This is a genomic window from Rhizobium sp. FKL33, assembly GCF_005222915.1.
GTDB lineage: Bacteria > Pseudomonadota > Alphaproteobacteria > Rhizobiales > Rhizobiaceae > Rhizobium_E.
On record NZ_STFX01000005.1, the window covers coordinates 12,962 to 25,328 of the forward strand.

Genomic DNA, 12,367 nt, shown 5'->3' on the forward strand with positions numbered 1-12,367 from the left:
AGCGGGACGTAATGTGCATTTGTAACAACGTCGAAATATGAGAAACAAATGAGCAAGCCTTGCACAAGTTACAGCAGGTAGACTCGAAAATGCTCATTTAAGAAGCGTTCCAGCAAATCAGGCTATCCTACTGATAACGCTACGGAATGCCAATTAGTCATATTAAGTGATGTTTTTGCAATCACCTGATTTGTACTATTGCGGTCTTCACGGCAACCCTAGGGCGCCGAATTTGCAGACGGTCCCGCAAAACGATTCCCATGGGCCGGCTGACTGTCGCAACAAAGCTGTGGATAACTTTGTCTGCACGGTCGGCGCGAGGCTTCCTCTCCAGATCCCAACGGACGCAGACCGGAGCCCGGACCGCTCTCATCGAGACTCAGCAAAAAGCCTGTTTCGCTTCATGAAACAAAATGGGAATCACGCCGCCGCGGCGACGACGCGATTGCGGCCGGCATGCTTGGCTTCGTAGAGCGCCTTGTCAGCCTGCTTGAGAAGTTGATCCGGCGTTTCGGCGCCCCAGACCGTGGAGGAAATGCCAATCGACGCGGTGATCGGCAGCGTGAGCCCTGCCCCGCGCAGCTTGAACGCTTCGATCTCGACCACGGCGCGGAGACGCTCCGCCACCGCAGCGGCCGTATCGGGCGTGGTGTCGGGCATCACCACAACGAATTCCTCGCCGCCGAAGCGGCAGGCGAGATCGGCGCCGCGCACTGTCTGGCGGACACGGTTGGCGAATTCGCGCAGCACTTCATCGCCCGCGTCATGGCCATGAGTGTCGTTGACCGACTTGAAGCGGTCGATATCGGTGATGAGCAGCGACAGCGGTCGCCCGCGAACGCGAGCCCGCTCGAACAGCGTCTTGAGATGGCGATCGAGATAACGACGATTGTTGAGGCCGGTGAGGCCGTCGGTCACCGCAAGCTCCAGCGTCTGCTCGAGACCGGCGCGCAACTGGTCGTTCGCCCGCTTGCGCCGGATCTGGGTGAGACAACGCACCAGAAGTTCGTTCGGCTCGATCGGCCGCAGGATGTAGTCGTTGACGCCGAGTTCCAGCGCCCGCACCACCATGGCTTCGCCGCCCTGATCCACCACCAGCAGAATGGGAATGAAACGCGAGCGTTCAAGCGAGCGCAGTTGCGAGCAGAGCCGCAGCGGATCGTAGTCCTCGAAATTCGAATTGACGATCACCAGATCGTAATCGCCTTCCGCCGCGTCGAAGATCGCGGCTTGCGGATCAGAAATGGCTTTGACTTCGGCGATCGGCTTCAGCGTGCGCGCGATACGCTCCTGAGAATTGCCGCGGCCATCCACCAGCAGGACATTGGCGGGTTCGCCCTGATCGCGGTCGCTGTTGAAGGAGGCCATGTCGAGGCCGACGCTGCGCGCGGTTTCCGCCCTGAGGCGCAATTCGTCATTCAGCATCTTCAGGCGGACGAGGCTCTTCACCCGCGCCATCAATTGCAGATCGTTGACCGGCTTGGTCAGGAAGTCGTCCGCCCCGGCTTTCAGCCCGCGGACGCGGTCGGAGGCCTGGTCGAGCGCCGTCACCATCACCACGGGAATATGGGCGGTGCGAGGATTGGCCTTGAGCCTCTCACAGACTTCGAAACCATCGATCCCGGGCATCATGATGTCGAGCAGAATGACGTCGACCGGCGTCCTGGCGCAGATGTCGAGGCATTTATAGCCGTCATCCGCCGTCAGCACATCGAAATATTCGGAGATCAGCCGCGCTTCGAGCAGCTTGAGATTGGCGGGAATGTCGTCGACGACAAGGATACGCGCGGTCATGACGGCTCCAGGTCAGGCGTCGCCCAAATAAGTTTTGATCGTTTCCAGGAATTTCGGGACCGAAATCGGCTTGGAAATATAAGCCTCGCAACCGCCCTGCCGAATTCGCTCCTCGTCGCCCTTCATCGCGAAGGCTGTGACGGCGATGACCGGGATGACATGCAATTCATCATCTTCCTTCAGCCATTTGGTGACTTCGAGGCCCGACACTTCCGGCAGCTGGATGTCCATCAGAATGAGGTCGGGACGATGCTGGCGAGCGAGGTCCAGCGCTTCCATGCCGTTGCGGGTCTGGATCGTCTTGTATCCGGACGCTTCGATCAGGTCTCGAAAGAGCTTCATGTTGAGCTCGTTGTCTTCGACGATCATCACCTGTTTCGGCATGGCGGTTCCAAAATACCCTTCATCTGCGCGCCTGACGTTTTTTAGTCCCATTTAGGGGCGGCATGCAGTATCTACACGGTCGGTCCGACGGACCTTACGGCGATTCAGTTTACAAAGACGTAATGAAGCCCATGAAACCAACAAGCCGCGCGCCCACCTCCATAACGCCCGAACAGGCCGAAGAGATCGCCGTCAAAATTCTCGCCTGGCTGTCCGGTCAGGCCGATCTCATGTCGCGCTTCCTCGCCATGACCGGAATCGAGGCGCGGGATATCCGCCGCGCAGCCGGCGAACCCGGTTTCTTCGGCGGCCTCACCGGCTTCCTGATGAACCATGAGCCGACGCTGATGGCCTTCAGCGCCGAGAGCGACGTTCCGGTCGAATGGATCCAGGCGGCGCATCGGCATTTCGCGGGTCCAGGTGAAGGAGTATGGCTGTGATCGAATCTGTTCTCGTCTCCCTCGCCGCGTCCACGCGTCCGCTCCTGGTTTGCGACGTCGACGAGGTCGTGCTCGAATTTCTCGATCCTTTCGACGCTTACCTGAACTCGGTCGATCACCGATTGCACCCCGATTCCTTTCGGCTCACCGGCAATGTCCGGCATTTCGGCGGTGAGGCCGCCACGGCGGAAGCCGTCGACGCCTTTCAGGAAGAGTTCTTCCGCACCCAGAACAAATGGCAGAAGCCGGCCCGCAACGCGCGGGAAACGCTGGATCGGCTCAGCGCCGGCGCCGACGTCGTGCTGCTGACCGCCATGCCGCCGCGTCATCAGGGCGTGCGCCGGACGCTGCTCGATCTGCTCGGCTTTCATTTTCCGATGATCGCAACGGAGGAACCGAAAGGTCCGGTCGTCCGCCAGCTGATCGCCGACCGCGGCGTGCCCGCCGCTTTCGTCGACGACATCTTCACCAACCTGCATTCGGTGCGCGCCCATGCGCCCGACTGCCTGCTGATCAACCTGATGGCCAACGACATCTTCCGCACGATGGCTCCCGATCCCGGCGAGCGCGTCCACAAAGCGGAAAGCTGGCTGGAGGCGGAGCGGCTGATCAGACGGCATTTCGGCCAGGACTGAGATTCCGGCGAACAAGGGCGGATAGCGCTTGAGCGCCGCCGGGCGTCTCGGTAAGGTGACTTTGTTCAACCTTTGTTCCGATGCCCATGGCCAATGCTGAAAGAGTTCCGGGTTTCTGCCGCGATTGCCTGGCGCCTGCGGGAGCCGGCGGCCGTCGTTGCGTGAAGTGCGGCAGCCCTCGCCTTCTCCAGCACCCGGAACTCTTCCAGCTCACCGTCGCTCATGTCGATTGCGACGCCTTCTATGCATCCGTGGAGAAGCGAGACAATCCGGAACTCGCAGACAAGCCGGTGATCGTCGGCGGCGGCAAACGGGGCGTGGTGTCGACCGCCTGCTATATCGCCCGCATTCGCGGCGTCAAAAGCGCCATGCCGATGTTCAAGGCGCTGGAAGCCTGCCCGGACGCCGTCGTCGTCAAACCGGACATGGAGAAATATGCCCGCGTCGGCCGTCAGATCCGTTCGATGATGCAGGATCTGACCCCGCTGGTGCAGCCGCTCTCCATCGACGAAGCCTTTCTCGATCTCGCCGGCACGGAGCGGCTGCATCACGATCCGCCGGCGCGGACGCTGGCGAAATTCGCCAAACGCGTCGAGAAGGAAGTCGGGGTTACGATTTCGGTCGGCCTGTCCTATTGCAAATTCCTGGCAAAGGTCGCTTCCGACATGAACAAGCCGCGCGGCTTTTCGGTGATCGGTGAGGCGGAGGCGCTGGAGTTTCTGAAGCCGAAGCCGGTGACGCTGATCTGGGGCGTCGGCAAGGCCTTCGCCGAGACGCTGGCGCGCGACGGGATCACGGCGATCGGCCAGTTGCAGCAGATGGAGGAGAGCGATCTCATGCGCCGCTACGGCGTCATGGGTCGCCGTCTCTATTCGCTGTCGCGCGGGATCGACGACCGGCGGGTGCATCTCAATGACGAGGCGAAGAGCGTTTCCGCCGAAACCACCTTTTTCGACGATCACGCCTCGCTCGAAGCCTTGACGCCGCCGCTCAGGGCGCTGGCGGAGCAAGTGTCCAAGCGACTGAAGAAGACGGCGACGGCGGGACGCACCGTGGTGCTGAAGCTGAAGTCGGCCGATTTCAAGCTCCGCACTCGCAACCGGCGGCTCGAATCCCCCACTCAACTCGCCGACCGCATCTTTCGCGAGGGCCTGTCTCTGCTGGACAAGGAGCTCGACGGCACGAAATTCCGCCTGATCGGCATCGGCGTCACCGATCTATGCGACGAGGATCAGGCCGATCCACCCGATCTTGTCGACCCCGACGCCGGCAGGCGCGCCGCCGCCGAGGCTGCGATGGACAAGCTGCGCGACAAGTTCGGCGTCAAAAGCATCGAGACCGGCTACACATTCGGCCGCGGCAAGCGCGGGCATGAGCCGTAGACGGCAAAGCCCGGCGGTTCAGGGCTTCACCGGGCATAAACCATGTTCTCAGTGTCTGCCCGTGTTTCCACGGAAACTGCAGCGGTTGAAAAGCTTTCGTAATTGCTCTTCACTAGCTTTCACGGCGACAGTATTGTGGAGAACGCCCATGAATTTTCGCGCCATTTTGGGACTATCACTGGCGGCGACGTTTGTATTTGGCGCAGCCGCCAGAGCAGAGAGCGACGACCCGCTGCAGATTTTCGTGTCCAAGGACACGCAGACGATGACCGTCTATGACGGCGACGCCGTTGTGGCCACCACCAATGTTTCGACGGGAAAAGCGGGCCACACCACGCCCTCCGGCATCTTCTCCGTGCTCGAAAAGCGCAAGACGCATTTTTCCAATCTTTACGACGACGCTCCGATGCCCTTCATGCAGCGGCTGACCTGGTCGGGCATTGCGCTGCATGAATCGGCGCATGTGCCGCGCTATCCGGCCTCCCATGGCTGCGTGCGTATGCCCGGCGCCTTCGCCAAGACGCTGTTCGGCATGACCCGGCGCGGCTTCCATGTGGTGATCACCGATCGCGAGATCGCCCCGCGTCCCATGCCGGAGATCGGCCTGTTCAAGCCGCGCTATCCCGCGCGGGACGGCGATCTGCTGAGCGATGCGGCGATGCGGCCCGCCATCGTCGCCGATGGCAGTTCCGTCGAGGTCGCCACCGCCGAGACCCTGCCGAAGATGGGCGCGGACGCCGTGGCGAAGCTTCCCGAACCCCAGAGACCGATCAAGATGCTGATCACGCGCGTGTCCGACCGCTACTACATGCGCGAAGCGCAGGGCATGCTCGCGCAGCTCGGCTATGACGTCGGCCCCATCACCGGCGTAATGACCGCCAAGACCAACAAGGCGATCAAGGCCTATCAGGCGCTTCACGGCCAGAAGGCCAATGGGCAGATGACGCGGCAATTGGTGTCGTCGCTCTACAAGGTCTATGGCCGCAAGCCGGCGACCGGCTGGCTCTATGCGCGACAGAATTTCAAGCCGGTCTTCGACGGCCCGGTCGACATCGCCGATCCCGAGATCGCGCTCGGCACCCACTTCTACCAGGCGGTGCGAACGAACCCTGCCCAGCGCTCCGCCGACTGGTTCGGAACCTCGCTCGACAACCAGATTCCCGGCTGGATGGCAACGCGCCTCGGCATCACCAGCGTCCCGGACGCCACGGCGCAGGAGGCTGCCGAAGACGCGTTCAAGCGCCTGAACATCCCGGTCGAAACGCGCGAGAAGATCGAAGTGCTGCTCGGCAACGGCTCGTCGCTGACCATCACAGATGTCGCGAGCGACGGCGAGACGGGCGAAGGCACCGAATTCATCACCACGACGGTCGAGCCGCCCAGGGAAGGCTGAGACGTCCTGAAGGAACATCGCGGCGCCCGGGAGACGATCCCGGGCGTTTTCTTTTGCGAGACGCGGCACGGTTTGACGGCAACATCCTGCCGGAAAACGCCAAGCCGCACCCGATCCGGGCGAACTCGGCTTGCCGTCGGAGAAAGCGAGGTCTAGGCAGGATTCGCTTTTCCTTTGTCATCTCGGACAGACGCCTCCCATGAATGCCGCGACCGCCCGCTCCGCACGGCTGATATTGCTGTCGCTTTTCGTCACCGCGCTCGGCAATTCGGCCATGATCCCGTTCATGGCCTATTTCATCATGCAGGAGCTCCATATGAGCGCGCTGCATGTGACCGGCTATTCCATCGCCGCAAGCCTCCTGACCATGCTGTGCAACCGCGTGGTCGGGGAACGCATCGACCGGGGCAGCCGAATCTTCAGTTTTGTCGCGGTCGGCAATCTCGGCCTCATGGCGGCGAGCCTCGCCGTGCTCGTCGCGCCGACCTATTGCGTGGTGGTGCTGGCGGCGGCGCCCTGCCTGGCGCTGGCGGGCGCGGGCATCTCGGCGGTCTATATCCTCGGCCGCCTGTTCGCCGAACGGAACGGCCTCGACGTGCAGCGCTACAACGCCAAGGTCAGGACCATGGTGTCGACCGGCTGGATGTTCGGCCCCGCCCTCTCCTATCTGATCGCGGCGCGCGGCGGGTCATTCTATGTGTTCCTGTTCGTGCTCGGCCTCTCCTGCGTGGCGCTGGCGACCACGATCGCCAGCCTGCCGCGCGATTTCCGCTCGGACAGACGCGAGCCGCGTTCTGCGACCGAGAGCGCCGGCTGGTTCGACAACCGCCCGCTCTGGCTCGCCGCCATCGCCTGCTTCCTGTTCAACGTCGCCCATGTGCTCTGCGCCTCGGCGCTGCCGCTGTTCTATATCCGCGAGGCACATCTGCCCGTCTACGCGCCGGGCCTGTCGCTGACCTTCAAATGTCTCGCCGAAGTCGTGGCGATCATGGGCTCGCCTTACGTGACCGACCGCATTGGACGGCGCAATGCGCTCTATCTCGCCGCCGTCGCCGGCATGGCCGCCTTTGCGGTGCTGCATGAGGCGACCAGCCTGCCGCTGATGGCGCTGGGCGCGCTGATGGAAGGCGCCTATTTCGGGCTGTTCGCCGGGGTCGCGGTGAGTTTCATGCAGGGCTTTGCACGCGGACGCATCGGCAGGGCGACGTCGCTCTATATGAACAGCCTGTTCCTGGGATCGCTGACAGCCAGCACCATGACCGGGCTGATCGCCACCGCTTTCAGCTTCCAGGCGGCGATCGCCACAGCCGGCATCGCCATGACGGCGGCGCTCGCCATGCTCTTCCTCACCCGCCGCGCCGACGCCGAAGCGGAGTCCTGAACGGCCTCACACCAGTTCGATATCGATCACCCCGGGGGTCGCGCGCATGGCGGCGGCGATCTCCGGCGAGATGCGGAACCGCTCGGGCAGCTCCACCTCGATCTCGCGCTTGCCCTCGTCCTTGATGACGATGAACGACACCACGCCCTCGCCCCTCTGGTTGAGATGCGTCGCCACCGAGCGCAGGGGCGCCGCGTCGCGCAGGAAGATGCGCATGGCCTTCTGCATCTGCACCGACTTTTCCTCGAGCGACTGCACCGACTGGATGCGCAGGCTCACGCCTTCCGGCCGCTCTTCGGCTTCGACGCCGATCACATAGGATTTGCCGGTTTCGAGCAGGTCGCGATATTGCGCCAGCGTCTCGGAGAACATCACCGCCTCGAACTGGCCGGAGGAATCCGAGAAAGCAACGATGCCCATCTTGTTGCCCGTGCGGGTCTTGCGCTCCTGCTTGGAGATCACGGTGCCCGCGAGCCGCCCCGGCGCCTTGCCCTGCTTCACCGCATTGGTGAAATTGGCGAAGGTCTGCACGCGAAGCTTCGCCAGCACGGCGTTATAGGCGTCGAGCGGATGGGCGGTCAGATAGAAGCCGAGGACCTGGAATTCCTTGAGCAGCTTTTCCGAGGCCAGCCAGGGCGCGGTCGGCTGCAGGCCGATTTTTTCGGGACCCGACGCGCCGGAGCCGAACATATCGGACTGGCCGCTGGTCTTGTTCTGCACGGCGCGCTGCGCATAGGCCATGAGCCGATCGATACCGGCGGCCAGCGTGGCGCGGTCGACGCCGAAGCAATCGAAGGCGCCGGCCGAAATCAGGCTTTCCCAGACGCGACGATTGACGAGCTTGGGATCGGTGCGCAGGCAGAAATCCTCGAGGCTTTCGAAGGGCGTGTCGCCGCGGGCCTCGACGATATGGTCGACCACCGCTTCGCCGACGCCCTTGATGGCGGCGAGCGAATAGAAGATGCAGTTGTCGCCGGTCTCGAAGCGGCGGAACGAGGTCTGCACCGAAGGCGGCACGATCTTGATGCCGAGCCGCATGGCGTCCTGGCGGAAGTCGTTGACCTTTTCGGTGTTGGCCATATCGAGCGTCATCGACGCGGCAAGGAATTCGACCGGATAATGCGCCTTCAGATAGGCGGTCTGATAGGACACCACGGCATAGGCTGCGGCGTGCGATTTGTTGAAGCCGTAATTGGCGAATTTGGCGAGCAGGTCGAAGATCAGGTTGGCCTGCGGTTTGGAGACCTTGTTGGCGATCGCGCCCTCGACGAAGCGCTCGCGCTGCTTGTCCATCTCCTCCTTGATCTTCTTACCCATGGCGCGGCGTAGAAGGTCGGCTTCGCCGAGCGAATAGCCCGACAGCACCTGCGCGATCTGCATGACCTGTTCCTGGTAGACGATGACGCCCTGCGTTTCCTTGAGCAGGTAATCGATGGTCGGATGAACCGACTCGATCTCCTCCTCGCCATGTTTGCGGGCGTTGTAGACCGGGATGTTCTCCATCGGGCCCGGACGATACAGCGCCACCAGCGCGATGATGTCCTCGATACAGTCGGGCCGCATGCCGATCAGCGCCTTGCGCATGCCCGCGCTTTCCACCTGGAACACTCCCACCGTCTCGCCGCGCGACAGCATCTCATACGTCAGTTTGTCATCGAGCGGCAAAGCCGAGAGATCGACCTCGATATTGCGCTTGGCGATGAAATCGACGGCGGTCTTCAGCACCGTCAGCGTCTTCAGGCCGAGGAAGTCGAACTTCACCAGACCCGCCTGCTCCACCCATTTCATGTTGAACTGGGTGACCGGCATGTCGGAGCGCGGGTCTCGATACAGCGGCACGAGCTGCGCGAGCGGCCGGTCGCCGATGACGATGCCGGCGGCGTGGGTGGAGGCGTGGCGATAGAGGCCTTCGATCTTCTGGGCGATGTTGAGCAGGCGGGCGACCACCGGCTCCTTCTCCGCCTCTTCCTTCAGGCGCGGCTCCTCCTCGATCGCTTTATAAAGCGGCGTCGGATTGGCCGGGTTGTTGGGCACCAGCTTGCAGATGCGGTCGACCTGGCCATAGGGCATTTCCAGCACGCGACCGACGTCGCGCAGCGCCGCGCGCGCCTGCAGCGACCCGAAGGTGATGATCTGCGCCACCTGCTCGCGGCCATATTTCTGCTGCACGTAGCGGATCACCTCTTCGCGGCGATCCTGGCAGAAGTCGATATCGAAGTCGGGCATCGACACGCGTTCCGGATTGAGGAAGCGTTCGAACAGCAGCGAGAAGCGCAAGGGGTCGATGTCGGTGATGGTGAGCGCATAGGCGACCAGCGAGCCTGCGCCCGAACCACGGCCCGGCCCGACCGGAATATCATGCTGCTTGGCCCATTTGATGAAGTCCGCCACGATCAGGAAGTAGCCTGGGAACTTCATCTTGGTGATGATCGACAGCTCGAAATCGAGCCGCTCGTTGTAATCCTTCTCGGTATAGCCGTTGGCGAGACCGATCGTGTCGAGCCGCATGCGCAGGCCCTCCCAGGCCTGGCGCGCGAGCTCGTCCGACTCGGCCTTTTCGGCGGCGGCATGGTCGTCCGAGGCGCCGGTGAAACGCGGCAGGATCGGCGCGACGCCCTTGAGCATGAAGGCGCAGCGGCGGGCGATTTCCACCGTATTCTCGATCGCCTCGGGCAGATCGGCGAAGAGCTTGGCCATTTCCGCCCGGCTCTTGAAATAATGGTCGCGGGTCAGGCGGAAGCGGCTGTCGTCGGAGACCAGCGCGCCATGCGCCACCGCCATCAGCGCGTCATGCGCCTCGAAATCGTCGACCGACGGGAAGAACGGCTCGTTGGTGGCGACGATCGGCAGCTCCAGCCGATAGGCCAGCTCCAACATGCGGTTCTCATGACGGCGGTCATAGCCGGCGTGACGCTGCAATTCGACATAGAGCCGGCCGGGGAAATAGTCCGCCAAGGTCTTGAGCCGGGCCTCGGCCAGCGACGCATGTCCCTCGCGCAACGCCATATCGACGGGGCCGGCAGAGGCGCCGGTCAGCGCTATGACACCTTCCGTCCCATGATCCAGCCAGGAGCGCTTGATGTGGATCGTGCCCGGCCCGTCGCCTTCCATATAGGCGCGGCTGACGAGATTGGAGACCACGTTATAGCCGTCGGTCGTCGCCGCGAGCAGCACGATCGCCGGCAGTTTGCGCATTTGCGGCTGGCGGCTTCGTTCATCCGCAGCCTCGTCCTCGAAATCGATAGACAGCTGGCAGCCGATGATCGGCTGCAGCCCGTCGCCAGAGGCGAGCTTGGAAAACTCCAGAGCCGCAAAGAGATTGTTGGTGTCGGTCAGGCCCAATGCCGGCTGCTGGTCGGCCACCGCTTTCGCGATGATCTTCTTGACCGGCAAGGCCCCTTCCAGAAGCGAATAGGCGGAGTGCGCCCGGAGATGCACGAATTGCGGCGTTTCAGCCAGACCCTCGAGGGGAGAAATTGCGTCCGCGTCGGCCATATCGCTTCACCTGGATTCTTTGATCCGTTGTAGCGGGTCGGACCGGCGCCAGTCCAGCCCGAGGCGAAGCGGAGCCGCCTCAACTCACAGCGCGCTCATCACCACGGCAAAGCTCGCCACGAACATAACGACTGAAGTGAATGCTGCCATGTCACGAAGGAAATCGGTCATTTACGCCTCCTGTTCGGATATGTTCTATTTATGTTCTTTTATTGTTCCGTTGTCAACGATCTCCACAGGTGGAAGGTTAACGAAAGCTTTCCGTGAATAAAGCGGCTGCAACAGCCGTTGTTGCAACAAATAACGCGTGACCGGAGATTTCACGATGCGCCTGCCCGTTTTCATCGCTCTCAGCCTGTTCGCCGTCCATCCGGCTCTCGCGGACCCTATCGACACCTCATCGATCGTCTCGGCCGTCGCCGGCGACTTCAACAAAGACGGCGAGCCGGATTTGGCGTTTCTCGTCCGCGGCGAGGAGGCCATGGACCTGCACTTTCTTCTCGGCGTCGAGGGCCGCGGCTATCTGGAGCCGACGGAGGTGGTGAAGGGCCAGGTCTGGGGCCAGGCCGGACCGGACAGTCTGGTGGGGCAGGAACCTTTCCTCGAAAAGCTTCCGAACGGGTCGCTCGCCGTCAACACGCGCAACGACGCTGTCGGACGCAGCCGATGGAACCAGAAACTGACGCTCGCCTATCGCAACAAGGCGCTGGTCGTCGCCGGCTTTTCATATTCCTGGCGCGATACGATCGATCTCGCCAATGCCGGCCAGTGCGACATCAACATTCTCACCGGCAAGGGCTTTCGCGAGACCTTTCCTGAAGACGGCGATCCGGTCAGGAGCAGCATCTCGATCGAGGCAGAGCAATCGCCTTTTGCGACCTGGAGCGACGCCGCCGCCATCGCCGCCTGCAATCCTGGTTGATGTTCACTTTTTGTTCTTGCGATTCCTCATGAGTGGAGTTAGGTTTGCCTGACAGGACGGAGGGGATCGCATGGACGAGTTGGAAGCCGTGATCATCGAGGCCAAGCGCGCCGCCTATGTCGGCGGCGCCGCGCAGGCGACGACGCCCTCACGCATGGGCGCCCATGATGTTTCGTGGAAACGCGGCGAGTGGTCCTATCTCGACAGCTATTTCGGCGGCACGGATTTTTCCGGACAGGAAGTGGTTTGGCGGCGCGGCGAGCCGGTCTGGGCCATGTCCTATTTCGGCTATATCATCCATGACGACCGCATCGACGCCTCACGCGCGGGCGCCGTGATCAAGCATGCGCTCGGAAAACTCTATGCCGAGGAAGGCCGGTTTTTGGGCGGCTACCGCTGCGCCCACGATCATGGGGTCTATGTCGACGAAAACGACGGCGATTTCAGCCGCTTCACCGGCCGCGAACGCATCGAGGTCGGCGGCGTCGAAGCCTACAATCTCGTCTATCACGGCGGACTGATCCGTCCCTAGTCTCCTGCG

At 62.4% G+C, this 12,367-nt stretch carries 10 protein-coding genes; 7 read left to right on the forward strand and 3 right to left on the reverse strand.

Features of this window, described 5'->3' with window-relative positions; all coding sequences use genetic code 11:
- Positions 1 to 420 precede the first annotated feature (420 nt).
- Positions 421 to 1,794 (reverse strand): PleD family two-component system response regulator, encoded by a 1,374-nt coding sequence (locus E8Q41_RS02625; RefSeq protein WP_137153958.1) that lies wholly within the window; start codon positions 1,792 to 1,794, stop codon positions 421 to 423.
- A 12-nt stretch (positions 1,795 to 1,806) separates the two neighbouring features.
- Entirely contained in the window at positions 1,807 to 2,178 is a 372-nt protein-coding gene (locus E8Q41_RS02630) for a response regulator (RefSeq protein WP_137153959.1), read from the reverse strand.
- 131 nt (positions 2,179 to 2,309) lie between these two features.
- On the opposite strand from E8Q41_RS02630, the gene E8Q41_RS02635 reads away from it, so the two are divergent.
- The 5 genes from E8Q41_RS02635 (at position 2,310) to E8Q41_RS02655 (ending at position 7,409) form a co-directional block, all read left to right on the forward strand.
- On the forward strand, positions 2,310 to 2,618 hold the full coding sequence (locus E8Q41_RS02635) for a DUF3572 domain-containing protein (protein WP_137153960.1): 309 nt from the start codon (positions 2,310 to 2,312) through the stop codon (positions 2,616 to 2,618).
- Entirely contained in the window at positions 2,609 to 3,253 is a 645-nt protein-coding gene (locus E8Q41_RS02640) for a hypothetical protein (protein ID WP_137153961.1), read from the forward strand. Before E8Q41_RS02635 ends, E8Q41_RS02640 begins: the two co-directional genes overlap by 10 nt.
- A gap of 86 nt (positions 3,254 to 3,339) precedes the next feature.
- A complete protein-coding gene (locus E8Q41_RS02645) occupies positions 3,340 to 4,635 on the forward strand; it encodes a DNA polymerase IV (RefSeq protein ID WP_137153962.1) in 1,296 nt (431 codons plus the stop codon).
- A gap of 148 nt (positions 4,636 to 4,783) precedes the next feature.
- Complete coding sequence (locus E8Q41_RS02650) at positions 4,784 to 6,028, forward strand: L,D-transpeptidase family protein (RefSeq protein ID WP_137153963.1); 1,245 nt, start codon at positions 4,784 to 4,786, stop codon at positions 6,026 to 6,028.
- 199 nt (positions 6,029 to 6,227) lie between these two features.
- Positions 6,228 to 7,409, forward strand: coding sequence for an MFS transporter (locus tag E8Q41_RS02655; protein ID WP_137153964.1), 1,182 nt, complete (start codon positions 6,228 to 6,230; stop codon positions 7,407 to 7,409).
- Between the two features lie 6 nt (positions 7,410 to 7,415).
- Here the strand turns inward: E8Q41_RS02655 and dnaE are convergent, their stop codons facing one another.
- Positions 7,416 to 10,904 carry a DNA polymerase III subunit alpha gene (dnaE, locus tag E8Q41_RS02660; protein ID WP_137153965.1) on the reverse strand — a complete coding sequence of 1,163 codons (3,489 nt, stop codon included), beginning with the start codon at positions 10,902 to 10,904 and terminating at the stop codon, positions 7,416 to 7,418.
- Positions 10,905 to 11,229: 325 nt separating this feature from the next.
- Here dnaE and E8Q41_RS02665 point away from each other — a divergent pair, with 325 nt between their 5' ends.
- Positions 11,230 to 11,826: a hypothetical protein gene (locus tag E8Q41_RS02665; RefSeq protein WP_137153966.1), complete on the forward strand. Its 597-nt coding sequence runs from the start codon at positions 11,230 to 11,232 to the stop codon at positions 11,824 to 11,826.
- A gap of 70 nt (positions 11,827 to 11,896) precedes the next feature.
- Positions 11,897 to 12,358, forward strand: a complete 462-nt coding sequence (locus E8Q41_RS02670; protein ID WP_137153967.1) for a DUF5680 domain-containing protein — start codon at positions 11,897 to 11,899, stop codon at positions 12,356 to 12,358.
- Positions 12,359 to 12,367: the final 9 nt, after the last annotated feature.